General features: G+C 74.7%; 21 protein-coding genes. 13 read left to right on the plus strand and 8 right to left on the minus strand.

Features of this window, described 5'->3' with window-relative positions:
* Window positions 1-64 precede the first annotated feature (64 nt).
* Window positions 65-1,420, plus strand: coding sequence for a phosphoglucosamine mutase (gene glmM, locus O7607_RS16220; RefSeq protein WP_073828911.1), 1,356 nt, complete (start codon window positions 65-67; stop codon window positions 1,418-1,420).
* A 78-nt stretch (window positions 1,421-1,498) separates the two neighbouring features.
* Here the strand turns inward: glmM and O7607_RS16225 are convergent, their stop codons facing one another.
* Genes O7607_RS16225 through O7607_RS16235 form a run of 3 tightly spaced genes read right to left on the minus strand, consistent with a single transcriptional unit; the run spans window position 1,499 to window position 4,963 of the window.
* Window positions 1,499-2,776, minus strand: a complete 1,278-nt coding sequence (locus O7607_RS16225; RefSeq protein WP_269704038.1) for a threonine aldolase family protein — start codon at window positions 2,774-2,776, stop codon at window positions 1,499-1,501.
* Window positions 2,773-3,960, minus strand: coding sequence for a pyridoxal phosphate-dependent aminotransferase (locus O7607_RS16230; RefSeq protein WP_269704039.1), 1,188 nt, complete (start codon window positions 3,958-3,960; stop codon window positions 2,773-2,775). The genes O7607_RS16225 and O7607_RS16230 overlap by 4 nt, the downstream gene beginning before the upstream one ends.
* A gap of 31 nt (window positions 3,961-3,991) precedes the next feature.
* Window positions 3,992-4,963: an MmpS family transport accessory protein gene (locus O7607_RS16235; protein ID WP_269704040.1), complete on the minus strand. Its 972-nt coding sequence runs from the start codon at window positions 4,961-4,963 to the stop codon at window positions 3,992-3,994.
* 272 nt (window positions 4,964-5,235) lie between these two features.
* On the opposite strand from O7607_RS16235, the gene glmS reads away from it, so the two are divergent.
* A complete protein-coding gene (glmS, locus tag O7607_RS16240) occupies window positions 5,236-7,149 on the plus strand; it encodes a glutamine--fructose-6-phosphate transaminase (isomerizing) (RefSeq protein WP_269704041.1) in 1,914 nt (637 codons plus the stop codon).
* A gap of 65 nt (window positions 7,150-7,214) precedes the next feature.
* Here glmS and O7607_RS16245 read toward each other — a convergent pair whose 3' ends face one another.
* Window positions 7,215-8,837 carry an alpha/beta hydrolase gene (locus O7607_RS16245; protein ID WP_269704042.1) on the minus strand — a complete coding sequence of 541 codons (1,623 nt, stop codon included), beginning with the start codon at window positions 8,835-8,837 and terminating at the stop codon, window positions 7,215-7,217.
* Window positions 8,834-9,136 carry a type VII secretion target gene (locus O7607_RS16250; RefSeq protein WP_269704043.1) on the minus strand — a complete coding sequence of 101 codons (303 nt, stop codon included), beginning with the start codon at window positions 9,134-9,136 and terminating at the stop codon, window positions 8,834-8,836. Before O7607_RS16250 ends, O7607_RS16245 begins: the two co-directional genes overlap by 4 nt.
* A gap of 217 nt (window positions 9,137-9,353) precedes the next feature.
* On the opposite strand from O7607_RS16250, the gene O7607_RS16255 reads away from it, so the two are divergent.
* The 4 genes from O7607_RS16255 to tsaE all read left to right on the plus strand — a co-directional run bounded on the left by O7607_RS16255 (window position 9,354) and on the right by tsaE (window position 13,587).
* Window positions 9,354-10,823: an NAD(P)H-hydrate dehydratase gene (locus tag O7607_RS16255; RefSeq protein WP_269704044.1), complete on the plus strand. Its 1,470-nt coding sequence runs from the start codon at window positions 9,354-9,356 to the stop codon at window positions 10,821-10,823.
* Window positions 10,824-10,907: 84 nt separating this feature from the next.
* Window positions 10,908-12,026 carry an alanine racemase gene (gene alr, locus O7607_RS16260; protein ID WP_269704045.1) on the plus strand — a complete coding sequence of 373 codons (1,119 nt, stop codon included), beginning with the start codon at window positions 10,908-10,910 and terminating at the stop codon, window positions 12,024-12,026.
* On the plus strand, window positions 12,023-13,108 hold the full coding sequence (locus O7607_RS16265) for an alpha/beta fold hydrolase (RefSeq protein WP_269704046.1): 1,086 nt from the start codon (window positions 12,023-12,025) through the stop codon (window positions 13,106-13,108). The genes alr and O7607_RS16265 overlap by 4 nt, the downstream gene beginning before the upstream one ends.
* Entirely contained in the window at window positions 13,105-13,587 is a 483-nt protein-coding gene (gene tsaE, locus O7607_RS16270) for a tRNA (adenosine(37)-N6)-threonylcarbamoyltransferase complex ATPase subunit type 1 TsaE (protein ID WP_269704047.1), read from the plus strand. The genes O7607_RS16265 and tsaE overlap by 4 nt, the downstream gene beginning before the upstream one ends.
* A 1-nt stretch (window position 13,588) precedes the next feature.
* Here tsaE and O7607_RS16275 read toward each other — a convergent pair whose 3' ends face one another.
* Window positions 13,589-14,971, minus strand: coding sequence for a lipase family protein (locus O7607_RS16275; protein ID WP_269704048.1), 1,383 nt, complete (start codon window positions 14,969-14,971; stop codon window positions 13,589-13,591).
* Between the two features lie 182 nt (window positions 14,972-15,153).
* On the opposite strand from O7607_RS16275, the gene ung reads away from it, so the two are divergent.
* Window positions 15,154-15,852 (plus strand): uracil-DNA glycosylase, encoded by a 699-nt coding sequence (ung, locus tag O7607_RS16280; protein ID WP_269704049.1) that lies wholly within the window; start codon window positions 15,154-15,156, stop codon window positions 15,850-15,852.
* On the opposite strand, the gene O7607_RS16285 is transcribed toward ung, so the two are convergent.
* The gene (locus O7607_RS16285) at window positions 15,841-16,569 is read right to left on the minus strand and encodes a helix-turn-helix domain-containing protein (RefSeq protein WP_269704050.1); all 729 of its coding nucleotides are present in this window, start codon (window positions 16,567-16,569) and stop codon (window positions 15,841-15,843) included. The two genes, ung and O7607_RS16285, sit on opposite strands and share 12 nt — an antisense overlap.
* A gap of 171 nt (window positions 16,570-16,740) precedes the next feature.
* Here O7607_RS16285 and tsaB point away from each other — a divergent pair, with 171 nt between their 5' ends.
* The 6 genes from tsaB (at window position 16,741) to O7607_RS16315 (ending at window position 22,726) form a co-directional block, all read left to right on the plus strand.
* Window positions 16,741-17,418, plus strand: a complete 678-nt coding sequence (tsaB, locus tag O7607_RS16290; protein ID WP_269704051.1) for a tRNA (adenosine(37)-N6)-threonylcarbamoyltransferase complex dimerization subunit type 1 TsaB — start codon at window positions 16,741-16,743, stop codon at window positions 17,416-17,418.
* The gene (rimI, locus tag O7607_RS16295) at window positions 17,415-17,858 is read left to right on the plus strand and encodes a ribosomal protein S18-alanine N-acetyltransferase (protein WP_269704052.1); all 444 of its coding nucleotides are present in this window, start codon (window positions 17,415-17,417) and stop codon (window positions 17,856-17,858) included. Before tsaB ends, rimI begins: the two co-directional genes overlap by 4 nt.
* A 5-nt stretch (window positions 17,859-17,863) precedes the next feature.
* Entirely contained in the window at window positions 17,864-18,910 is a 1,047-nt protein-coding gene (gene tsaD / locus O7607_RS16300) for a tRNA (adenosine(37)-N6)-threonylcarbamoyltransferase complex transferase subunit TsaD (protein WP_269704053.1), read from the plus strand.
* A 17-nt stretch (window positions 18,911-18,927) separates the two neighbouring features.
* Window positions 18,928-19,182: a hypothetical protein gene (locus O7607_RS16305; RefSeq protein ID WP_269704054.1), complete on the plus strand. Its 255-nt coding sequence runs from the start codon at window positions 18,928-18,930 to the stop codon at window positions 19,180-19,182.
* 71 nt (window positions 19,183-19,253) lie between these two features.
* Window positions 19,254-20,960 (plus strand): ABC transporter ATP-binding protein, encoded by a 1,707-nt coding sequence (locus O7607_RS16310; protein ID WP_269704055.1) that lies wholly within the window; start codon window positions 19,254-19,256, stop codon window positions 20,958-20,960.
* Entirely contained in the window at window positions 20,957-22,726 is a 1,770-nt protein-coding gene (locus O7607_RS16315; protein WP_269704056.1) for an ABC transporter ATP-binding protein, read from the plus strand. The genes O7607_RS16310 and O7607_RS16315 overlap by 4 nt, the downstream gene beginning before the upstream one ends.
* A 54-nt stretch (window positions 22,727-22,780) precedes the next feature.
* Here the strand turns inward: O7607_RS16315 and O7607_RS16320 are convergent, their stop codons facing one another.
* Complete coding sequence (locus O7607_RS16320) at window positions 22,781-23,518, minus strand: DUF4142 domain-containing protein (protein ID WP_269704057.1); 738 nt, start codon at window positions 23,516-23,518, stop codon at window positions 22,781-22,783.
* Window positions 23,519-23,598 lie beyond the last annotated feature (80 nt).

The raw sequence follows: 23,598 nt of genomic DNA on the forward strand, positions 1-23,598 counted from the left end.
GGAGGCGGACCGGCCGTTCCGCGTTTCTCTCCTCTCATCGGCAGTTCCACGGAGGTTGGCGGGTATGGGCCGGTTGTTCGGCACGGACGGCGTACGCGGGCGGGCGAACGCGGATCTCACCCCGGAGTTGGCGCTGGCGGTCGCGGTGGCCGCGGCCCACACGCTGGCCGAGACCGACAAGAGCCATCCGCCGCTCGCGGTGGTCGGCCGGGACACCCGGGCCAGCGGCGAGATGCTGGAGGCGGCGGTGGTCGCCGGGCTTACCAGCGCCGGCGCCAACGTGGTCCGGGTCGGCGTGCTGCCCACCCCGGCGGTGGCGTTCCTCACCGCCGAGATCAAGGCCGACCTGGGCGTGATGCTCTCCGCCTCGCACAACCCGATGCCGGACAACGGCATCAAGCTGTTCGCCGCCGGCGGGCACAAGCTGCCCGACGAGATCGAGATGCGGATCGAGGAGGCGGTGAAGGCGAACGCCACCACCGCCTGGAAGCGCCCGATCGGCGCCGGCGTGGGTCGGGTCAACGACCTGCTCGACGGCGCCGACCACTACGTGCAGCACCTGGTCGGCACCGTGCCGCACCGCCTCGACGGGATCAAGGTCGTGGTCGACTGCGCCAACGGCGCGGCGGCCGACGTCGCCCCGGTCGCCTACCGGGAGGCCGGCGCCGAGGTGATCGCCATCCACGCCGAGCCGGACGGGCTCAACATCAACGACGAGTGCGGGTCCAACCACATCGACGCGCTGCGCGCCGCCGTGGTCGAGCACGGCGCGCACCTCGGCATCGCCCACGACGGCGACGCCGACCGCTGCGTCGCGGTCACCGCCGACGGCGACGAGGTCGACGGCGACCAGGTCATGGCGATCCTCGCACTGGCCATGCGGGACGCCGGCGAGCTGACCCAGGACACCCTGGTCGCCACCGTGATGAGCAACCTCGGTCTCCGCCTGGCCATGTCCGAGCACGGCATCCGGCTGGTCGAGACCAAGGTCGGCGACCGGTACGTGCTGGAGGAGCTGCGCGCCTCCGGCCTGGCGCTCGGTGGCGAGCAGAGCGGGCACATCGTGCTGCCCGCGTACGCGACCACCGGCGACGGCGTGCTGACCGGCCTGCACCTGATGGCGCGGATGGCCGCGACCGGCACCTCGCTGGCCGAGCTGGCCGCCGTGGTCACCAAGCTGCCCCAGGTGTTGATCAACGTGCCGGTCGGCGACCGTACCGTCGGCGCCGCCGCACCCGCCGTCCGGGCCGAGGTCGAGCGCGCCGAGGCGGAGCTGGGCGAGACCGGCCGGGTGCTGCTGCGCCCCTCCGGCACCGAGCCGCTGGTGCGGGTCATGGTCGAGGCGGCCACCGAGGACACCGCGCGCGAGGTCGCCGAGCGCATCGCCGAGCAGGTCCGCACCGCCAGCCCGGTCGCCTGACCGACCCGGGGCCGCCTGCTCCCGCCACCCGCCGGTCAGTTCGCCCGGACCGGCGGGTCAGCTCGCGCGGACCGGCGGTCAGCCTGCCTGGACCCGGCGCAGGAAGCGGGCGGCCAGGTCGGCCACCGCGTCGTTGTCCAGCTCCTGGGCCGGCCCGGCCACCGTCACCTCGGCCAACGCCAGCCCGGGCACCTCGGTGTCCCGCCAGCCGCCGACGAACCACGCGCGTTCCTCCTCGGCCAGCGCCAGGTTCGCCGCGTCCAGCACCGCCGCCGGATACGGCAGCCAGAACCGGAACTGGTGGGTGTGCGGTGGCGCCGGGTGGACCCGGGCGCCGGGCAGGGCGGCCAGCGCCTCGGCGACCACCTTCGCGTGCGCCACGTACCCGGGGAGGAGGGGCAGCTCCCGGGTCAGCCCGGCGAGCGCGGCGAGCGCCGCCGGCCACTGCTGGAACAGCGTGCCGCCGTAGCGGTGCCGCCAGGCACGGGCGTACCGGATCAGCTCCGCGTCGCCGGCCAGCGCCGCCCCGGAGATGCCGCCCAGCGACTTGTAGAACGAGACGTACGTGCTGTCGGCCAGCGCCGCGATCTCGGCCGGCGAGTAGCCGAGGTGGACTGTGGACTCCCAGAGCCGGGCCCCGTCGAAGTGCACCCGGGCGCCGCGGGCCCGTGCCGCCGCGACGACGGCGACCAGCTCGTCCCAGGTCGGCAGCACGAACCCGGCGTCGCGCAGCGGCAACTCCAGGAACAGTGTGCCGATCGGCTCGTCGAGCGCCGCCACCTCGTCGGCCGTCGGGTTGCGCGGCGCGCTCGTGGTGCGCACCGCGCGTACGCCGGTGAGCAGCGCGTACGCGTCCCGCTCGTGGGTCAGCGGGTGGCTGAGCGGGTGCAGGCCGACGCCGGCCCGGCCGGTCAGCTCCGCCCCGTGCCGCATCGCCACCTGCTGCGCCATCGTGCCCGACGGGAAGAACGCGGCGGCCTCCGCGCCGAGCAGCTCGGCGACCCGCAGCTCCAGCTCCGCGACCGGTCCGCCCTCGCCGTACAGGTCGGGCAGGTCGTCCCCGGCCGCCGCGCCGAGCGCGGCGAGCTGCTCCGGCACGGAGGCCGGGCGTACGCCGGACAGCATCGTGTCGCAGCCGCGCTGGGCGGCGAACCGGCGCTGCCGCTCGGCTTGCCCGTCGCTCATGCGGTGCCGGCTGGGCATGCGCTCACGGCCCTCGCTGCGCTCGGTGCGTTCGCTCATGCGGTGCCGGCTGGGCATGCGCTCACGGCCCTCGCTGCGCTCGGTGCGTTCGCGCATGCGGTGCCGGCTGGGCATGCGCTCACGGCCCTCGCTGCGCTCGGTGCGTTCGCTCATCCGTCCTCCCGGAGCCGGCGCAGCCGGGTCACCGCCTCGGCCAGCACCTCGGGTCGCTTGCAGAACGCGAACCGGACCAGCCGGCGGCCGGCCTCCACGTCGTCGTAGAACACCTGCGTGGGCACCGCCACCACGCCGCATCGCTCCGGCAGCGCCCGGCAGAACTCCACCCCGTCCCGGCCGCCGAGCGGCGTGACGTCGGCGGTGACGAAGTAGGTGCCCTCCGGTGCGAGCACGCCGAACCCGGCGTCGGCGAGCCCGGCGGCGAGCTGGTCCCGCCGGCGCTGCATGTCGTCCCGGAAACCGGTGAAGTACGCGTCCGGCAGCCCGAGCGCCACCGCCACCGCCGGTTGCAGCGGCCCGGCGTTGACGAACGTCAGGAACTGCTTCACCCGCAGCACGGCGGCCACCAGCGGCGCGGGCCCGCTCGCCCAGCCGACCTTCCAGCCGGTGCAGGAGAACGTCTTCCCGGCCGACGAGATGCGCAGCGTCCGCTCCCGCATGCCCGGCAGCGTGGCCAGCGGTACGTGCGGCGCGGCGGCGTCGGTGAACACCAGGTGCTCGTAGACCTCGTCGGTGACCGCGTACACGTCGTGTTCCCGGCACAGCTCGGCGACCACTGTCAGCTCGCCGGCGGTGAAGACCTTGCCGGTCGGGTTGTGCGGCGAGTTCAGCAGCACCATCCGGGTACGCGGCCCGAACGCGGCACGCAGCTCGTCCGGGTCGAACGCGTACCGGCCGTCGGCGCCGGGCCGCAGCGTCACCGGGCGGCGGACCGCACCGGCGAGCGCGATCGAGGCGGCGTACGAGTCGTAGTACGGCTCGAAACAGATCACCTCGTCGCCCGGCTCGCAGAGCGCGAGGATGCTCGCCGCGACCGCCTCGGTGGCGCCGGCCGTCACGACGATCTCGCCGTCCGGGTCGTACTCCAGGCCCCAGAACCGGCGCTGGTGCTCGGCGACGGCGGCCCGCAGCGCGGGGATCCCCGGGCCGGGCGGGTACTGGTTGTGCCCGGTGCGCAGCGCCTCGGCCGCGGCGGCGAGCATCTCCGGCGGGCCGTCGGTGTCCGGGAAGCCCTGCCCGAGGTTGACCGCGCCGGTGCGCACTGCGAGCGCGGACATCTCGGCGAAGACGGTGGTGCCGAACGGCCGCATCCGGGCCACCAGGGGATCGGTCGTCGTCACGGCGGCCAGCCTACGGCCCACCGCCGACTGCTCACCAGCCGAAGCAGGTCGCGCCGTACTCGCCGGAGTCCGTGGAGACGACCTTGCCGTTGACGGTGATCCGGCAGGTCACGTCGCCGGACTCGACCGGGCTGGCGATGATCTGCACCCGCTCGCGGTCGTTCGCCGTGAAGCGCAGCCGCCAGGGGGTGTCCACGGCGCCGGGCTGGTGGAAGTTCGCGTCCGCGTCGTAGAACTGCACCTCCGCCTCACCGTTGGTGGCGGTCACCTCGTACAGCACGGTGAACCTGCCGGGCCCGCCGGACGGGGTGGTGACCGGCCTGGCCGGGGCACGGGTGGGCTCGTCGGCCCACCCGTCGGGCTCGCCGTACACCGGGCCGTCGTACCGCTCGCCGGAGGCCGTCCCCTCGCTTACGGCCCGGCCGAGGAAGGACAGCCCGACGCAGCCGCAGACGATGAGCGCGAGGACGGTGACGATGCCGATGACCAGGCCGGCCACCCAGCCGCCGCCGCTGCGGCGCGGCGGCATGCCCGGATACGCGTACGGCGGCGGGTAGGGCCCGGGCGGGTAGGGGCCGGTCTTGTAGGGCCCTGGTGGATAGGGGCCGGGCGGGTAGGCCGGCTGTGCCGCGACGTCCGGGACGCCGGACGGGGACGGCCACCCGGGCGTACCGGGGACGTACGGGGCGGCGGAGGCGGGTGGGACCGCCGGGCGTGGCGCGGCGGCCGGGTCGGCCGGAGCGGCCCAGCCAGGTTCGCCCACCGGCGGTTCCGCACCGCCCGGTGGCGTGGCCGGACCGGTCCCGGCGGACGCGCTCTCCGGGCCGGGGGCCGCCCACGGGCTCGGAGCCGGCGGCGGCGACCAGGGCTCGGGCGGTGTCCACGGCTGCGGGGCGGCCAGCGGGTCCGGCGGCGTCCAGGTGGAGGGCTGCGGCGTGGCCGGCGCGGCGGTCGGGTCGGCCGGTCCGGAGACCGGCTCGGGGGCGGGGGTCGTCTCGGACATGGGCTCAGCTCACAGGGGTACGGCGCGGACGACCGCGGAACGGTGGGCCCTGGGGACGGCGCCCGGCCTCAATGTAGGCGGTGACGGCCAGCCGTGCGGTACCGGCCGGTGCTCCGCGTCCCGCGTCCCGAACCGGTAGGGACGGGTGGAACGGCCTGGATGGTGCTATGTCCGGTAATGACATCCCCGACGCTCGGTTCGCTCAAATTCAGTGATCGTTAACCGGACTTCCGAGCACGCACGATGAGCGAAACTCGGTTAGGCTGCGGACCATGTGTGGAATCGTGGGTTACGCCGGTGCGCGCCCGGCGCTCGGCATCGTGCTTGACGGACTGCGGCGTCTCGAATACCGCGGCTACGACTCGGCCGGTGTCGCCGTTGTCTGCGAGGACGAGCTGCTGACCGAGAAGAAGGCCGGCAAGCTCGCGAACCTGGAGAAGGTTCTCTCCGAGCGCGCGGCGGACAACCCCGAGGACTGCGCGGCCAGCCCGATCGGCATCGGCGACGGCACCACCGGCATCGGCCACACCCGGTGGGCCACGCACGGCGGCCCGACGGACCGCAACGCCCACCCGCACCTCTCCCCGGACGGCCGTGTCGCGGTGATCCACAACGGCATCATCGAGAACTTCGCGAAGCTCCGCGCCGAGCTGGAGGACGAGGGTGTCGAGTTCGCCAGCGACACCGACACCGAGTGCGCCGCGCACCTGATCGCCCGCGCGCTGGCCGACCTGCGCTCGGCCGGTGAGACCGACAGCCCGGCGCTCCTCGCCGCCGCCATGCGCGTGGTCTGCGGGCGCCTGGAGGGCGCGTTCACACTGCTCGCCGTCGACGCCGGCATCCCCGGCGCGGTGGTCGGCGCCCGGCGCAACTCGCCGCTTGTGGTCGGCCGGGGCGACGGCGAGAACTACCTGGCCAGCGACGTCGCCGCGTTCATCGAGCACACCCGGGACGCGGTCGAGCTGGGCCAGGACCAGATCGTCCTGATCACCCCGGACAGCATCGACATCACCGACTTCCACGGTCAGCCGGCGAGCGGCACGGACTTCCACATCGACTGGGACTCGTCGGCCGCCGAGAAGGGCGGCTACGACTGGTTCATGCTCAAGGAGATCGAGGAGCAGCCGCAGGCCATCGCCGACACGCTGCTGGGCCGGCTCACCGAGACCGGCGAGATCGCCCTCGACGAGGTCCGCCTCAGCGAGCAGGACCTGCGCGACGTCGACAAGATCTTCATCGTCGCCTGCGGCACCTCCTACCACGCCGGCCTGGTCGCCAAGTACGCCATCGAGCACTGGACCCGCATCCCCTGCGAGGTGGAGCTGGCCAGCGAGTTCCGCTACCGCGACCCGGTGCTGGACCGCTCCACGCTGATCGTGGTGATCTCGCAGTCCGGCGAGACCATGGACACGCTGATGGCACTGCGCCACGCCAAGGAGCAGAAGGCCCGCGTGCTGGCCATCTGCAACACCAACGGCTCGACCATCCCGCGTGAGTCCGACGCCGTGCTCTACACCCACGGCGGCCCGGAGATCGCTGTCGCCTCCACCAAGGCGTTCCTCACCCAGGTCGTCGCGTGCTACCTGATCGGCCTGCACCTGGCCCAGGTGCGCGGCATCAAGTTCGCCGACGAGGTGGGCGCGGTGGTGGCCCAGCTCCAGGAGATGCCGGGCAAGCTGCGGGAGCTGCTGGACCGGATCGAGCCGGTGCGCGAGCTGGGGCGCGAGTTGAAGTCCGAGCCGACGGTGCTGTTCATCGGCCGGCACGTGGGCTACCCGGTGGCGCTGGAGGGCGCGCTGAAGCTCAAGGAACTGGCGTACATGCACGCCGAGGGCTTCGCCGCCGGCGAGCTGAAGCACGGCCCGATTTCGCTGATCGACCAGGGCACGCCGGTGATCTGCATCGTGCCGTCGCCGGTCGGCCGGGGCATGCTGCACGACAAGGTCGTCTCCAACATCCAGGAGGTACGCGCCCGCGGCGCCCGCACGATCGTGATCGCCGAGGAGGGCGACCAGGCAGTGGTCCGCTACGCCGACCACCTGATCTACGTGCCGCGTACGCCGACGCTGCTGGCGCCGCTGGTGACCACGGTGCCGTTGCAGGTGCTGGCCGCCGAGATCGCCGCCGCGCGTGGGCACGACGTCGACCAGCCCCGGAACCTGGCCAAGTCGGTCACCGTCGAGTAGCCGACCTCGTCCACGGTCCCTCCACCCGCACGACGGGTGGCGGGACCGTGCCGTCTCCGGCCTGCTCACCGGCCCAGCACGATCCGGGCCATGCCGTCCAGCGCCGGGTTGTCCGGATCCCAGTAGCCGGTGTGGCCGTGCGGAGCGCTCGGGAAGCGCCGCCCGCCGAAGCCCGGCGCGCTCGGGTCGGCGCCGAACCAGAGCCGCTCGCCGTGCGGGTCGAGCGCGGTGAGTGCCGGACCCAGCGGCGTACCCGCGAGCAGCGCACGGCGGGCCAGGTCGTCTGGTGGGCGGGCCAGCCGGATCACGTCGTCCGGCGCGGTCGACGACCAGACCTGGCCGGCCGGCATCCGCAGGTCGGCGGCGTGATCCACCCCGACTCCCGGTGAGCCGACGAAGACCAGCGCGTCCGCGCTCAATCCGTGGTCGCGGGCGGCGGCGCCGACCACGAGCGAGCCGTAGCTGTGCCCGAGCACCGTCTGCCGCGACGGTGGACCCTCGTGCGCGGCCCGCAGCCCGTCCTGGAACCGGTGCAGCGCCGGGCCGGCCTCCTCGGCCTGCCGGGTGCCGGCTGCCTCGGTGAGGAAGTCCGGCGCGTCGTAGTCCAGCCAGAGCACCGCCGCCGCCTCCTCGCCCGGCCCGAGCGCCGTGCACCGCTGCAACACCCGGGCCGCCCGGCCCAGCTCGGCCGGTGCGTCGGCGAGATCCGAGGTCATACCCGGGACGTAGGTGAGCACGGAGGCGGCGCGGTCCGGGTTGCCGAGCGCCACCACCGCCCGGCCGTCCCCGGCCGGATCGAGCCCCAGCAGGTACGCCCGGGGCGTCCCGCCCGCGGCCAGCCGCTCGGTGAGCCCGTCCAGCCCGCGCAGCGCCGCCTCGACAGCGGCGAGCCGGACCCGGCGGGACGCCTCCAACGGCCCGGCCGGAAGCGGGGGCAGCAGCGCGAGCCGCCGGACGAGCAACCGCTCCCGCCGATCACCGAGCAGCAGCCGGTTCGCCTGGTCCCGGGCGGCGGCCGGAAGCCCGTCGAGGCGACCGATCCGCTCCGGTTCCCGCCCCACCAGCCAGCGCCGCTCGGCCGCGCTCAGGCCGGCCCACCAGCGGCTCACCTCGGCCGGCCCGGCGCCGGGCCCGGGCCGGTACGCGGGCGGCACGCTCACCCAGCCGCGTACCGCAGCGGTGGCCAGTTCCGACAGCCGGCCCGCCGCCTCCCGGTCGGCGGCGCCGGCGAGCGTCAGCGCGCCCCGGATCCCGGCCCGCGCGTGCACGACCGCCGGTCCGGCCTGCGCGATCGGCCGTGCCGGGTCGGGCCGGACCGCTCCGGTGCGGCCGACGAGCAGGCCGCCGGACTCGGCGCGGGCCACCTCGGCGCCGAGCCGGGCCTTGGCCGCGCCCAGCCGGGTACCGAACTCGGCGAGCACCTGGTCGACCTCGAGCAGGGCGGGGAGCACGTCGGTGAGGTCGGTCCGCAGGTCCCCGATCCGCCGCTGCGCCGCCGCCGAGGCCGCGCCCGACCATCCGGGCCGCAACGCGCCGATCCGGGCGGTGAGCGCGTCGGCGCGCTGCCGTACCGGCCCGGCGAGGTCTCGCCACCCCGTTCCGGCGGCCGGCCAGGCACCCGGATCGGCCCGCCAGAGCTGCGCGTAGCCGACCGGCACGTCGGCGGAGCCGGCCGGACCGCTGCTCATCGCAGCACCCCGGTGAGGCGGCGCGCGACGCGTTCGTCGACCGCCTCGTAGCCGTCCGCGCCACGGCGCAACGCCTGAGCGGTGTCGGCCACCCGGGCGCCGAGCGCGCCGGACCAGCGCCGCACCGCCGCCTCCAGGTCGGCCAGCGCCGCACCGGATCGCCAGCCCTCCGGTGCCGCCACCAGCAACGACTCCGGCGCGGCGCCCGGCCCGCAAGCCAGCCGGTACGCGTCGTCGGCCAGCTCACGCGCCACCGTGCGCAGCAGCTCCGGGTCGACGTCGAACGGTCTCTCCACCACGTGACCTCCCTCGCCCGGCGCCACCGGCCGGCTCCGGACACCGGGACGCTAGGCGGCAGCCGACGGTGGCCGCCGACCCCTGTGGACAACGTGCCGGGTTGTCCACAGGGCTGGTTCGCCGGCCGGTCGGAGGCGCGTACCGCCGGTAGGGTGAGGCCGTGATCGGGGGAGCCGCGGGCGGAAGCTGAGCCGGGCGCGACGAACGGAGCGGGGTGGCATGAGAAAGGTGTGGCGGGTCGCCGACGTTCGCGCGGCGGAAGCGGGCCTGATGGCCACCCTGCCGCCCGGCACGCTGATGCAGCGGGCCGCGGCTGGGCTGGCCCGTCGCTGCGCGTTGCTGCTCGCCGACCGGGGCGGGGTCTACGGCGCGCGGGTGCTGGTGCTCGCCGGGTCCGGCGACAACGGCGGTGACGCCCTGTACGCGAGTGCGCACCTGGCCCGCCGGGGCGCGGCGGTGACCGCGCTGCTGCTCACGCCGGGCCGGGCGCACGCCGAAGGGCTGGCCGCCCTGCGCGCCGCCGGTGGGCGCGTGGCCGACCGGCCGCCCGCGACTGTCGACCTGGTGCTCGACGGCATCGTGGGCATCGGCGGCACCGGAGGGCTGCGCGAGACCGCCGAGCAGCTGGCCGCGAGCCTGACCGGGCAGCGCGGGCGCGACGGCACGCCCGCCACGGTGGTCGCTGTCGACGTGCCGAGCGGCGTCGCTGTCGACACCGGCCACGTCCCGCTCACCGACGCCGGGCGGCCCCGGGCGGTCCGCGCCGACGTGACCGTGGCGTTCGGCGCGCTCAAGCCCGCACTGGTCGTCGGTCCCGCCGCCGAGCTGGCCGGCGAGGTCGAGCTGGTCGACATCGGTCTGACGCCGTGGCTGCGCGGCACCCCGGCGCTCCAGGTGATCGAGCAGACGGACGTGGCCGACTGGTGGCCGGCCCTGGGCGCGTCGTCGGAGAAGTACACCCGGGGCGTAGTAGGCGTGGCCACCGGGTCGGCCACCTACCCCGGCGCCGCGGTCCTCTCCGTCGCCGGGGCGCTCGCCGGCCCCACCGGCCTGGTCCGGTACGCCGGGAGCGCCAAGGACGAGGTGCTGCACCAGCACCCGTCGGTGATCGCCACCGGCCGGGTCGCCGACGCGGGCCGGGTGCAGGCGTGGGTCTGCGGCTCCGGGCTCGGCACCGGCGAGGACTCCGCCGCCGAGCTGCGCGCGGTGCTGGCCGCGCCGGTGCCGGTGGTGCTCGACGCCGACGCGCTGACGCTGCTCGTCGACGGCAAGCTGGCCGACCGGCTGCGCGGCCGGGACGCGCCGATCGTGGTGACGCCGCACGACCGGGAGTACGCCCGGCTCTGCGGCGAGATGCCGGGGGAGGACCGGGTCGCCGCCGCTCTGCGGCTGGCCGCCTGGATGAACGCGGTGGTGCTGCTCAAGGGCGACCGCACGGTCATCGGCACGCCCGACGGCCGCGCGTACGTGAACCCGACCGGCACCCCGGTGCTCGCCACCGGTGGCACCGGCGACGTACTGGCCGGGCTGCTCGGTTCGCTGCTCGCCGCGGGGCTGGCCCCGGAGCGGGCGGCCGCCGCGGCGGCGTACCTGCACGGGCTGGCCGGCCGGGAGGCGGCGCGCGGCGGCCCGGTGACCGCGCCCGACGTGGCGGCGGCGTTGCGTCCGGTACTGGCCCGGCTGGGCTGATCCGGGCGGCGGCGCCCGGTGTCGGCGGGCACCGCCCGCACGGCTCACGGCGCTGATGATCACTGACGGAAGTAGGCTGAGGACATGTGGCAGTCGGAGGTGCGCGTCGACCTGGACGCGATCCGGGAGAACGTGACCCGGCTCAAGGCCGGCACCAGCGCCGAGCTGATGGCGGTGGTCAAGGGCGACGGCTACGGCCACGGCATGGTGCTCGCCGCCCGGGCGGCGCTCGACGCGGGGGCGGACCAGCTCGGCGTCTGCACGCTGGACGAGGCGCTGCGGCTGCGTGAGGCGGGCATCTCCGCGCCGGTGCTGGCCTGGCTGCTCGACCCCGGCCTGCCGCTGCACGACGGGATCACCGTCGGCGTCGACCTCGGCTGCGCCAGCCTCACCCAGCTCGACGAGATGATCGAGGCGAGCCGCCGGGCGGACCGCGCGGCCCGGCTGCACCTCAAGATCGACACGGGGCTGGCCCGGGGCGGCGCCACCGTCGCCGACTGGCCGGCGCTGCTGGAGGCCGCCGCGAAGGCCCAGGCGGACGGCCTGGTTGAGGTGGTCGGCGTGTGGAGCCACTTCGTGTACGCGGACTCGCCCGGCCACCCCACCACCGATCGCCAGCTCGCCGTGTTCCACGAAGGGCTGGAGATGGTGACGCGCGCCGGACTGCGTCCGCGCTACCGGCACCTGGCCAACTCGGCCGCCACGCTGACCCGGCCGGACACCCACTTCGACCTGGTCCGGCCCGGCATCGCCGTCTACGGCCTGTCGCCGGTCGCGGGCGAGCAGTTCGGTCTGCGTCCCGCCATGACCGCCCGCGCCCGGGTGATGCTCACCAAACGTGTCGCGGCCGGTACCGGCGTCTCCTACGGGCACACCTACCTGACCGAGCAGGAGGCGAACCTCGCCGTGGTGCCGCTCGGCTACGCCGACGGGGTGCCCCGGCACGCCTCCAACACCGGCCCGGTGCACCTCGCCGGCAAGCGCCGGACCATCTCCGGGCGCGTCTGCATGGACCAGTTCGTGGTCGACTGCGGCGACGACGAGGTGGCTGCCGGTGACGTGGTGACGCTGTTCGGCAGCGGCGCGGACGGCGAGCCCACCGCCGACGACTGGGCCGAGGCGGTCGGCACCATCAACTACGAGATCGTGACCCGCTTCGGCGGCGTGCGCGTGCCCCGCGTCTACGACGGCGAGCGCGCATGAGTGTCCGGTTGCCGCGACCGCGTACCGCCGCCGGCAAGGTCGCCGGGCTGGTCGGCGCCGCCGTCGGTGTGGCCGCCGCCGGGCTCGCGGCGGGCGTGGTCAGCGAGCGGGTGCTGGTCCGCCGGCTCAAGAACGACCCCACCGACAGGTACGCCGGCGAGGTCTTCGGCGAGCAGCGCTACGACGAGGCGTACCGGTTGGAGATGCCGGACGGCACCGACATCCACGTGGAGGTGGTCGAGCCGACCCGGCCGGTGGCCGGGCACCCGACGGTGGTGCTGGTGCACGGGTTCTGCCTGGACATGGGCACGTTCCACTTCCAGCGCAAGCGGCTCGCCGAGCGCGGCGACTACCGGGTGGTCGCGTACGATCAGCCGGGCCACGGCAGCTCCGGCCGGCTGGAGAGCGGCGAGTACGACCTGACCGCGCTGGGCCACACGCTGCGCCGGGTGCTCGACGAGGTGGCACCGGAGGGTCCGCTGGTGCTGGTCGGGCACTCCATGGGCGGCATGACGATCATGGCGCTGGCCGAGCTGTACCCGGAGATGTTCGGTGACCGCGTGGTCGGCACCGTGCTGATGGCGACCTCCGGCGGGCTGGCGGCGGAGACCAAGCTGGTGGCGCCCGCGCTGCTCGGTCGCGTCGGCTCGCCGGTGCTCTACATGATGAGCAACGCCACCCGGTACGGCGGCACCGTGATCGACAGGGCGCGCCGGTCGACCTCGAACGTGGCCTGGCTGCTGACCCGCAAGTACGGCTTCGGCACGTCGAAGCCGAGCCCGGCCCTGGTGTCGTACGTCGAGATGATGAACTCGCGTACCTCGGCCGACACGGTCACCCGCTACCTGCGGACGATTGCCACCCACTCCCGGTTCCCGGCGCTTGCGGCGCTGGCCGGCACGCCGGTGCTGGTGATCGTGGGGGACAAGGACATGATCACGCCGGTGACGCACTCCGAGGAGATCGTCCGGCGGCTGCCGCACGCCGAGTTCGTGAAGATCAACGACAGCGGGCACGTGGTGATGCTGGAGCACGCCGACGAGGTGAACGCGGCGCTGGAGAGGTTCCTGGATTCGCTATGACAGTGGTCGTGGAGCTGAAGACCGTCGACGACACCCACGAGTTCGGGCGGCGGCTGGCAGGTGTGCTGCGGGCCGGCGACCTGCTGCTGCTCAGCGGCCCGCTCGGCGCCGGCAAGACCGCGCTGACCCAGGGCATCGGCGCCGGCCTCGGCGTACGCGGGGACATCACGTCGCCCACCTTCGTCATCGCCCGGGTGCACCGGCCGGACCCGGCGCGGGGCGGCCGGGTGACGCTCGTGCACGCCGACGCGTACCGCCTGGGCGAGGCCGCCGACCCGCGCGCGGAGATCGACGACCTCGACCTGGACGCCTCGGTCGACGAGGCGGTCACTGTGGTGGAGTGGGGTGAGGGGATGGTCGAGCAGCTGGTCGACGCGCACCTGCGGGTACGCATCGACCGCCGCGACGACGACACCCGGGCGGTCACGCTGGAACCGGTCGGTGGCGACTGGGCCGCCCGGGTCGCCGGACTGTCCTGAGCTACGGCTGCAGAGGCATCGTCCAGCAGTTGGAGTAGGCGGTGCGCCCGGCGAGCCGGTCGGTCAGCCAGGCCACCGCGTCGCCCTGATCGGTGATGAGCGGCGCCAGGTGGTTGGTGAGGAGCTTGTCGCCGAGGTTGGGCAGGCTGACCGCCTGGTAGGTCACGTTGGCGCCCTTGCGGCACCAGTCGACCGCCAGTTGGCGGGCCTGCCGGTGGGGCACGATGTCGTCCTGGACGCCTGTCGCCACGCGGACCGGGCCGGCAGGCTTGAGCGTGCCGATGCGCTGCCGGTCGAGGACGGCCTGGGCCTCGGGCGAGGCGGCGATGACGGCGGTGAGGGACCGGCCGCCGGTGATCCACCTGCTGCTCTTGGTGAACGCGTACCGGAGGATCGCGTCACCGACGCACATGGTCGAGGTGTCGGCGAGCGCCGCCCGGCCGGCGTCGTTGATGTTCGCCTGGATGACGTCCCGCACCGCCGGGTCGGACTGGGCGAAGCCGTTGAGCGACCAGCCCAGCGCCCCGGCCAGCGCGCTGCCGTCGATGCCCGCGATGACGGCGGTCAGGTCGGCGGGCGGCGCGCCGACGTAGGTGCCTGCGAGCGGCACGTCCGGTGCGTACGTGGGCTGGAGTTCGGCCGCCGCGGCGCTGGCACCGCCGCCCTGGCTGTAGCCGTACAGGCCGACGCGGGACTGGGCGGTGACCGATGCTCCCGGCACCGCGCGGGCGGCGCGGGCGGCGTCGAGCAGGGCGCGGCCCTCGTCGAGGCGGTTGACGTACGTGTGCAGCCGGTCGGTCGCGCCCAGCCCGACGTAGTCGGTGACGACGACCGCGGCGCCGGTGGCGAGCAGGCGGTAGATGGCCAGGGCCTCGTAGCCGACGGACAGGGTGTCGCCGGTGAGGGTGAGCGGGTGTTGCAGGGCGTACGAGGGCGCGCACTGGTCGCCCTGCCCCATGGTGCCGGAGGCGACGGCGACCAGCGGGCGCGGTCCGGTGCCCCGCCACGCCGCCGACGGTTCGATGTAGGCGCCGGTCACGCCGACGGCCTGGCCGTTGGAGTCGGTGGACCGGTACATCAGGCGGGTGGCGGTGCCGGGCATCGGGCGGCCGTCGAGCCCGGGGATGCTCAGGCCGAGCGGCAACGGCTCGGTACGGATCAGCGTGCCGTTGGTGGCGGGCAGGTCGGCGGGCGGGTGGTAGAAGGCGGGGATCGTCACGCCGCGGGAGACCACGGGCGTGGTGCTGTCGGCGGCCGCGCCCGCGCCGGAGGCGGCCAGGTAGGTGGCTGCGGCCGCGGCGACGGCCAACATCCGGAGGCCGATCGTGCGGCGGGGGGAGAGGGCGGTGGAGGGCGTGCGGGGACGGGTGTTTCTCCTGCTCACGGGCACTCCTAGCGAGCATCGATGGTGGTGGATGCAAGCTAGCAGTGAGGGTGTGGCGTAAGTAACTTGCCAGTAGGTTACGTCCCGGTAACTTTTCCCGTCCAGTGCCCGGCCCTGCCACCGCCGGGGAGTGTCGGTTGCGGCTGGTATGAAGATGGCGACCCGACGAGGAGAGGTTGCCGATGCCCGACGCCCCCACCCTGGACCTGCCGGCGCTGCTGCCAGAGGCCTGGCGTGCCGTGCTCACCCCCCACCTCGACCCGGCCCGCACCGCCGCGCTGGCCGAGTTCGTCACCCGGGAGTACGCGACCGCCACGGTCTTCCCGCCGCTGGAGGACCTCTTCTCCGCCTACCGGCTGTGCGGGCCGGCCGACACCCGGGTGCTGATCCTCGGGCAGGACCCGTACCACAAGGCGGGCCAGGCGCACGGGCTGAGCTTCAGCGTGCGCGAGGGGGTGGCGGTGCCGCCGTCGCTGCGCAACGTCTTCAAGGAACTGGGCGAGGACCTGGGCGTGCCGAAGCCGCGCAGCGGCAACCTCGACGGCTGGGCCGCGCAGGGCGTCCTGCTGCTCAACTCGGTGCTGACGGTCCGGCAGACCACCCCCGGCTCGCACGCGAACAAGGGCTGGGAGGAGTTCACCGACGCCACGGTCCGGGCGCTCAACGCGCTCGACCAGCGCGTGGTCTTCCTGCTCTGGGGTGGCTACGCGCGCAAGAAGGCGGCGCTGGTGACCAACCCGCAGCACGTGGTGCTGGAGGCCGGGCATCCGAGCCCGATGAACCCGCGCGGCTTCCTCGGCAGCCGCCCGTTCAGCGCTGCGAACAAGGCGCTGGCCGACGCGGGGCTGCCCACCATCGACTGGGAGCGCTCAGCCGGCTGACCCGCCCGGCGCCTCGCCCGCCGCCTCGGCGAGGCGCCGACGATGGCGGCGCAGCAGTTCGGCCGTACGCCGGTCGGTCACCTCCACCTCGACCAGCGGCTCGACCGGGTACGTGCGGTCACCGAGGCGGACCTCGATGGGCTCGGGCAGTTCGTCGCACATCCGGGCCCGTAGTTCGCCGTAGCGGGTCCGCCAGCGGTGCTCGCCCGGCTCTTCGGGCTCCGTGTGGATGCCGCCCCACACCTGCCATCGGGCGTCCCAGCGCTGCGCGTGGATCCGCTCGAGGAGCGCGCTGAACTGCGGCGAGTCCCGCCAGCGCACCGCGATCTCGACCGCGTCCACCGGCAGCGGCGCGCCCTGCAGCAGTGCCGCCATGCCGCCCGACAGCACGTACGGCAGGTCGCCCAACGCGCCCATGAGCCGGTCCAGCCGGAGATCTTCGATCCGCTCGGCAAGCACCGTCCCGGCCATCTCGTCCAGCGCGGCGTCGAGGTGGCTGTCCAGCGGCTCGATCTCGATCCGCAGTTGCCGGCCGAGCGCGGCGAGCAGGCGTTCCGCGGTGGTCAGACTCGGCAGCCGGTCGCCGCGTTCGATCCGGGCGATGGCGGCCTGACTGAGCCCGGACCGGGCGGCCAGCGCCTGCTGCGTCAGCCCTGCTTGTTCGCGCTCCCGCCGCAGAGTGCGGGCGACCTCTCGAACGAGGCGACTCTCCGTCATCTCCGGAGGATGGCAGTCATCTTCCACGCCTTATGCCTCTGAGTCATAAATATGACCCAGAGGCATAAGGCGCTCCAGTCTTCTCCTCGGCTCGGACGCTACGCACCGTCACCGGGTCAGCAGCGAGGGCGTGCCGGAGGTGGGCGGGGCGGACGGCTAGGCTGGCTTACCGTGCTCGTACTCGTGGTGGACTCCTCGACGCCCGCGGTGACCGCGGCCCTGGCCGAGGTCTCGGCGGACGGCGTCGCGGTCCGCGCGTCCCGGTGCACAGTCGACGCCCGCGCCCACGGCGAGCTGCTGGCACCGCAGGTCGACGCCGTGCTGGCGGACGTCGGCGCGCGTCCCGCCGACCTGGCCGCGATCGTCGCCGGCCTCGGCCCGGGCCCGTTCACCGGGCTGCGGGTCGGGCTGGTCACCGCCGCCACCATGGGTCAGGTGCTCGGCGTGCCCACGTACGGTGTCTGTTCGCTGGACGGGCTCGGCCACCCGGCGGCCGCCGGCGAGCCGGTGCTGGCGGCGAGCGACGCGCGGCGCCGGGAGATCTACTGGGCCGTCTACGACGGCGCGGGCCAGCGCCTGGTCGGCCCGGAGGTGGCGGCCCCGGCGGTGGTCGCGGAGCGGGCGCGCGACCTGGCGGTCACCGTCGCGGTCGGCGACGGCGCGCACCGGTACGCGGACGTGCTGGGGCTGCCGGTACGCGACGAGCCGCGCTACCCGGACCCGCTGGCGCTGGCCCGTCTCGCCGCGCCACGGATCCGCGCGGGTGCGCCCGGCGAGACGCTCACCCCGCTCTACCTGCGCCGCCCGGACGCGGTCGCGGCCACCGGCCACAAGCCGGTCCTGCCATGAGGCTGGGCCGGTTCCGCTGGTGGCACATCGACGAGGTGCTGCCCATCGAGGCGGACCTGTTCGGCGCCGAGCAGTGGTCGGCGGCGATGTTCTGGAACGAACTCGCTAACGGGCACTTCTACCTGGTCGCCACCGACGACGACGGCGCTGTGCTCGGCTACGCCGGGCTGGCCGTGTCCCCGCCCGACGAGGCGTGGGTGCAGAACGTCGCGGTCCGCCGGGACGCCCAGCGCCGGGGCATCGGCCGGCTGCTGCTGGAGGCGCTGCTCGCCGAGGCGGCCCGGCGCGGCGCCCGCAGCACGCTGCTGGAGGTCGCCGCCGACAACGCGCCGGCGCAACGGCTCTACGCCGGCTACGGCTTCGAGCCGATCGGCGTACGGCGCGGCTACTACCAACCGAGCAACACCGACGCGCTGGTCATGCAGCGCAACGAGGACTGACGCGCATGGCTGACGAACCCCTGATCCTCGGCATCGAGACCTCCTGCGACGAGACCGGCGTGGGCATCGTGCGCGGGCACACGCTGCTCGCCGACGCGCTCGCCTCCAGCGTCGAGGAGCACGCCCGGTTCGGTGGCGTGGTGCCCGAGGTGGCCAGCCGCGCCCACCTGGAGGCCATCGTGCCGACCATGGACCGGGCGCTGCGCGAAGCAGGCGTCACCATCGCCGACATCGACGCCATCGCCGTGACCTCCGGGCCGGGCCTGGCCGGCGCGTTGCTCGTCGGGGTCGCCGCCGCCAAGGGGTACGCGGTGGCGGCGGAGAAGCCGGTGTACGGGGTGAACCACCTCGCCGCGCACGTCGCTGTGGACACGCTCGAACACGGTCCGCTGCCCGAGCCCGCGATCGCGCTGCTGGTCTCCGGCGGGCACTCCTCGCTGCTGCGCGTCGACGACCTGGCCCGTGACGTGGTCCCGCTCGGCGCCACCATCGACGACGCGGCCGGTGAGGCGTTCGACAAGGTGGCCCGGCTGCTCGGGCTGCCGTTCCCCGGCGGTCCGTACATCGACCGCGAGGCGCGGGCCGGTGACCCGGCGGCGATCGCCTTCCCGCGCGGGCTGACCGCCGCGAAGGACCTGGCCGGGCACCGGTACGACTTCTCCTTCTCCGGCCTGAAGACGGCGGTGGCCCGCTGGGTGGAGGCGCGGCAGCGGGCCGGTGAGCCGGTGCCGGTCGCCGACGTGGCCGCGTCCTTCCAGGAGGCCGTCTGCGACGTGCTGGTCGGCAAGGCGATCGACGCCTGCCGCACCAGCGGCATCGACACGCTGGTGATCGGCGGCGGGGTGGCCGCCAACTCCCGGCTGCGGGCGATGGCCGAGCAGCGGGCCGGCAAGCACGGCATCCGGGTGCGTACGCCCCGGCCGAAGCTCTGCACGGACAACGGCGCGATGGTGGCCGCGCTCGGCTCCCATCTGGTGGCCGCGGGCGTCGCGCCGAGCCGGCTGGACCTGCCGGCCGACTCGGCGATGCCGCTGACAGTGGTCAGTGTGTGAGCGGGGAGGGTACCGACATGATCGTCCGGATGTGGGAGGCCAAGGCCGAGCCGTACGGCTTCGCCGACCTGATCACCTGGGTCTGCGAGACCGCGCTGCCCGAGTTCGAGCACGACCCGATGCACGTCTCCAGCGAGGTGTTCTCCTCCACCGACCACCGGCTCGTGGTCATCTCCAAGTGGCGGAACAATCCCCGGGAACTGCCCGAGCCGCCCGCGCGCCTGATCGCCCGCCCGCCGCACAGCTGGGACTTCGCCCAGGTCGACCGCTGACGCGAGGGTCGTCACGACGGCCGGAAACTGGTTGGCGTCCGGGTCGCCCCGGCACCTAGCGTCAGTGGGTCATGCGCTTCTCACCGGCCGGCGACCCCGGTACCCCTGACGCGCGGTCGGCCACCCGGTACCTGGTGTGGCTCGCCGGGCGGCACCCCTTCATCTTCGGCGCCGGTCTTGCGCTCGGCGTGATCTGGATGCTGGCCCAGGCGCTGGTGCCGGCCGTGCTCGGCCGCGCCGTGGAAGCCGGCCTGGCGCAACGCGACCCGGACGCGCTCGTGCGCTGGAGTCTGGCCCTGCTCGGGCTGGGCCTGGTGCAGGCCGTCGCCGGGATCCTGCGTCACCGCTGCGCGGTGCACAACTGGCTCGGCGCCGCCTACCGCACCGTGCAGGTGACGGTGGACGCCACCAACCGGCTCGGCGCCGCGCTGCCCCGGCGCGTCGCGGCCGGCGAGGTGGTGAGCATCGGCACCGCCGACATCGAGCACATCGGCAGCTCCATCGACATCACCGCCCGGGGCGTCGGCTCGGTGGTCGGCATCGTCACCGTCGCGGTGATCCTGCTCAGCGCCTCCCAGCCGCTCGGCCTCGTGGTGGTGTTCGGGGTGCCGCTGCTGATGGCGCTCGTCGCGTTGCTGATCCGTCCGCTGCACCGGCAGCAGGCCGCGTACCGGGACTCGACCGGCCGGCTCACCGCCCGGGCCGCGGACATCGTTTCCGGCCTGCGCGTGCTGCGCGGAGTCGGCGGCGAGCCGGTGCTGTCCGAGCGCTACCGGCAACGGTCGCAGGCGCTACGCGCGGACGGGCTGCGGGTGGCCCGGGTCGAGTCGCTGTTGCAGGCCGCGCAGATCCTGCTGCCCGGCGTCTTCGTGGTGCTGGTGACCTGGCTCGGCGCCCGGTTCGCGCTGCGCGGCGAGATCAGCGCCGGCGAGCTGGTCTCGTTCTACGGCTACACCGCGTTCCTGGTCAGTCCGCTGCGCAACCTCACCGAGGCGGCCGACAAGCTGACCCGGGGACACGTCGCGGCCCGCCGGGTGGTCCGGCTGCTGCGACTCGCGCCGGAGTTCACCGACCCGGCCAGCCCGGTGCCGGTGCCGGCCAGCCCGGGCGAGCTGGCGGACGTGCGTTCCGGACTGGTGCTGCGACCGGGCCGGCTCACCGCGCTGGCCAGCGCCGCCCCGCAGGACGCCGTCGAGATCGCCGACCGGCTGGGCCGGTACGCCGACGGGGACGTCACGCTGCACGGCGTACCGCTGCGGGACCTGACGCTGGCGACGGTGCGGGAGCGGATCCTGGTGGCCGACAACGACGCGCAGCTGTTCAGCGGCGTGCTGCGCACGGAGCTCGACCCGCACGACCGGGCCGGGCCCGGCGCCGTGGAGGCGGCGCTGGCCGCGGCGAGCGCCACCGACATCGTCGAGGCGCTGCCCGGCGGCCTGGACGGCGAGGTCGCCGAACGCGGCCGGGAGTTCTCCGGCGGGCAGCGGCAGCGGCTGCGGCTGGCCCGCGCGCTCGTCGCCGACCCGGAGACGTTGATCCTGGTCGAGCCGACCAGCGCGGTGGACGCGCACACCGAGGCGCGCATCGCCGAACGGCTCGGCCCGGCCCGCCGGGGCCACACCACGCTGGTCTGCACCACGAGCCCGCTGGTGCTCGGCCACGCCGACCACGTGGTCTTCGTGGAGGACGGCAAGGTCGTCGCCGAGGGCCGGCACGAGGAACTGCTCGCCGCCGAGCCGCGCTACGCCGCCACGGTGAGCCGGGAGGAGGACCGATGAGCAACGCGCTGCCCGTCGCCGACGTCGCCCAGGTCCGCCGGTACGTGCGGGAGCTGATCCGCCGCCACCCGCGCGGCCTGGCCGTCGCGCTCGGCCTGCACGCGCTCGCCGCGGGTGCCGGGCTCGTCGCCCCGCGCCTGCTCGGTGACCTCGTGCAGGGGATCTCCCAGGGCATCGCCGCGACGACAGTGGACCGGGTCGTGGCAGCCATCGCCGCGTTCGTGGTGGTGCAGGCGGTGCTGGTCCGCTTCGCGCACCTGGCCTCGGCCCGGCTCGGTGAGCGGGTGCTCGCCGAGCTGAGGGAGGAGTTCGTCGACCGGGTGCTCGCGCTGCCGCTCGCCACTGTCGAGCGGGCCGGCACCGGAGACCTGCTCACGCGCACGTCGCGCGACGTCGCCGCGCTGTCCCGTACCGTCCGGTTCGCCGGACCGGAGACGCTGATCTCGGCGCTGACCGTGCTGCTGATCCTCGGCGCGCTGCTGCTGACCGGTCCGCTGCTGGCGCTGCCCAGCCTGCTGTCGGTGCCGGTGCTGTGGGCCGGCACGCGCTGGTACCTGCGCCGCGCGCCGCAGGGCTACCTGCGGGAGAACGCCGCCTACTCGGACATCACCGACGGGATCAGCGAGACCGTCGAAGGGGCGCGGACCACCGAGGCGCTGCGTCAGGCGGCCCGCCGCCGGGCTCGCGGCGACGCCGACATCCGCCGGTCGTACGCCGCCGAGCGCTACACGCTCCACCTGCGGACCGTGTTCTGGCCGGTGGCCGAGTTCGGCTATCTGGTGCCGATGGTGGCGACGCTGCTCATCGGCGGCTGGTTCCACCTGAAGGGCTGGGTCAGTCTCGGCCAGGTCACCGCCGCCACGCTCTACGCCCAGCAGCTCACCGACCCGATCGAGCGGCTGCTGGGCTGGCTCGACGAGTTCCAGGTCGGCGGCGCCTCGCTGGCCCGGCTGCTCGGGGTGGCCGCCGAGCCGGACGAGCGAGCCAGGGCATCCGCCACGCCGGACGAGCGCGCCGCCGCCCCGGGCGGTGCGGGCGGCGAGGGCCGGCTCGCCGCGCACGACGTGCGGTACGCGTACCGCCCGGGACACGACGTGCTGCACGGTGTGACGCTGGAACCCCGGCCGGGGGAGCGGCTCGCGATGGTCGGCCCGTCCGGGGCGGGGAAGTCGACGCTGGGCCGGCTGCTGGCCGGCGTGCACGCGCCGAGCGCCGGCACGGTGACGGTGGACGGGCGTCCACTCGCCGGAATGCCCCTGGCCGAGCTGCGTACCCATGTCGCGCTCGTCAGTCAGGAGCACCACGTGTTCATCGGCACGCTCGCCGACAACGTGGCGATGGTCCGGCCGGACGCCGGCCCGGAGCGGGTACGCGCCGCGCTGGCCGCCGTCGACGCGCTGGACTGGGCGCTGGCCCTGCCGGACGGGCTCGACACGCCGGTCGGCGCGGGCGGCCACCCGCTCACCCCGGCGCAGGCGCAGCAGCTCGCGCTGGCCCGGCTGGTGCTCGCCGATCCGCACACCCTGGTGCTGGACGAGGCCACCTCGCTGATCGACCCGCGGGCGGCCCGGGCCCTGGAACGGTCGCTGGCGGCGGTGCTTCAGGGCCGTACCGTCATCGCCATCGCGCACCGGCTCTTCTCCGCGCACGACGCGGACCGCGTGGCGGTGGTCGCCGACGGCCGCATCACCGAGCTGGGATCACACGACGAACTGGTAGCGGCCGGCGGCTCGTACGCCGCGCTGTGGCGGTCCTGGCACGGCTGACAAACGCGCGACGGGCCCCGGCGCACGTGCGCCGGGGCCCGCTGGGCGGCCGGGTCACGAGCGGCGGGTCAGCCGCCAGGTCGCGTACCCGCCGGTGCCCAGTGCGATCAGGAACACCGCCCACACCAGTCCGGTGCCGACCTGCAGCCCACCACCACTGCCCACGTTCGCCTGGGCGGCGGCGACGAGCGAGTCGCTCTGCGCGGGGGGCAGCGCGGCCGGCGGCAGCTGCTGCCAGCGCACCAGCCCGGTGCTCTCCAGCATGGTCATGTGGTCGTTGACGAACGTGTTCGCGTCCTCGGCCAGCTTGCGCACGATCGGATCGCGGGTGCTGGCGCGAACCGCGCCGATCACCGGGAAGATCTTGCCGTGGGCGACCCGCAGCCGGGTGACGAAGATCTGGTCGAACCGGGCGCCGGTGGCGTTGCGCATCTCGGTCAGCCAACCCTGCTGCTCGGCCGTCGGATCCGTCGGCAGGGTGGCGCCGAGCTTGTTGGCCGCCTCCACCACCAGCTGATCCAGCTCCGCGTGCTGCTTGGCGATCTCCGCGCCGACCTCGCGTACCCGGGCGGACTGGCCCTTCTCGGCCGCCATCTGCCCGGCCGGCATCTCCCACAGCCCGGCCAGCCGTACCCCGTTGAGCAGCGTCATGTCGGCGGCGTTCATCTGCACGCCGGGGTTGGGCGCGGCCTGCGCCGTCCCGGGAACGACGCCGATCCCCGCGCCCAGCGCGGCGAGCAGCAGTACCACCCGGTGCGCCAGCTTGCGGCGTGCGGATTTCAGCGATGCCATGGTTGCGGTGCCTCCTCGGTCCGGACCGGTACGCGGGGTGTCGTGGACGGCCGCGCAAGCCGGCCGCCCGTCCGCACACT

Origin of the sequence: Micromonospora sp. WMMA1949 (genome assembly GCF_027460145.1) — a bacterium.
In the GTDB taxonomy this organism is placed as follows: domain Bacteria; phylum Actinomycetota; class Actinomycetes; order Mycobacteriales; family Micromonosporaceae; genus Micromonospora.

Excerpts from the sequence above, each read along its gene's own strand:
- O7607_RS16305 (WP_269704054.1), top strand. The coding sequence starts at position 18,928 with ATGATCGTCCGGATGTGGGAGGCCAAGGCCGAGCCGTACGGCTTCGCC.
- O7607_RS16265 (WP_269704046.1), top strand. The coding sequence starts at position 12,023 with ATGAGTGTCCGGTTGCCGCGACCGCGTACCGCCGCCGGCAAGGTCGCC.
- O7607_RS16235 (WP_269704040.1), bottom strand. The coding sequence starts at position 4,963 with ATGTCCGAGACGACCCCCGCCCCCGAGCCGGTCTCCGGACCGGCCGAC.
- O7607_RS16320 (WP_269704057.1), bottom strand. The coding sequence starts at position 23,518 with ATGGCATCGCTGAAATCCGCACGCCGCAAGCTGGCGCACCGGGTGGTA.
- glmM (WP_073828911.1), top strand. The coding sequence starts at position 65 with ATGGGCCGGTTGTTCGGCACGGACGGCGTACGCGGGCGGGCGAACGCG.
- tsaE (WP_269704047.1), top strand. The coding sequence starts at position 13,105 with ATGACAGTGGTCGTGGAGCTGAAGACCGTCGACGACACCCACGAGTTC.
- alr (WP_269704045.1), top strand. The coding sequence starts at position 10,908 with ATGTGGCAGTCGGAGGTGCGCGTCGACCTGGACGCGATCCGGGAGAAC.
- O7607_RS16315 (WP_269704056.1), top strand. The coding sequence starts at position 20,957 with ATGAGCAACGCGCTGCCCGTCGCCGACGTCGCCCAGGTCCGCCGGTAC.
- O7607_RS16285 (WP_269704050.1), bottom strand. The coding sequence starts at position 16,569 with ATGACGGAGAGTCGCCTCGTTCGAGAGGTCGCCCGCACTCTGCGGCGG.
- tsaD (WP_269704053.1), top strand. The coding sequence starts at position 17,864 with ATGGCTGACGAACCCCTGATCCTCGGCATCGAGACCTCCTGCGACGAG.
- O7607_RS16225 (WP_269704038.1), bottom strand. The coding sequence starts at position 2,776 with ATGAGCGAACGCACCGAGCGCAGCGAGGGCCGTGAGCGCATGCCCAGC.
- O7607_RS16310 (WP_269704055.1), top strand. The coding sequence starts at position 19,254 with ATGCGCTTCTCACCGGCCGGCGACCCCGGTACCCCTGACGCGCGGTCG.
- O7607_RS16255 (WP_269704044.1), top strand. The coding sequence starts at position 9,354 with ATGAGAAAGGTGTGGCGGGTCGCCGACGTTCGCGCGGCGGAAGCGGGC.
- rimI (WP_269704052.1), top strand. The coding sequence starts at position 17,415 with ATGAGGCTGGGCCGGTTCCGCTGGTGGCACATCGACGAGGTGCTGCCC.
- ung (WP_269704049.1), top strand. The coding sequence starts at position 15,154 with ATGCCCGACGCCCCCACCCTGGACCTGCCGGCGCTGCTGCCAGAGGCC.
- O7607_RS16245 (WP_269704042.1), bottom strand. The coding sequence starts at position 8,837 with ATGAGCAGCGGTCCGGCCGGCTCCGCCGACGTGCCGGTCGGCTACGCG.
- glmS (WP_269704041.1), top strand. The coding sequence starts at position 5,236 with ATGTGTGGAATCGTGGGTTACGCCGGTGCGCGCCCGGCGCTCGGCATC.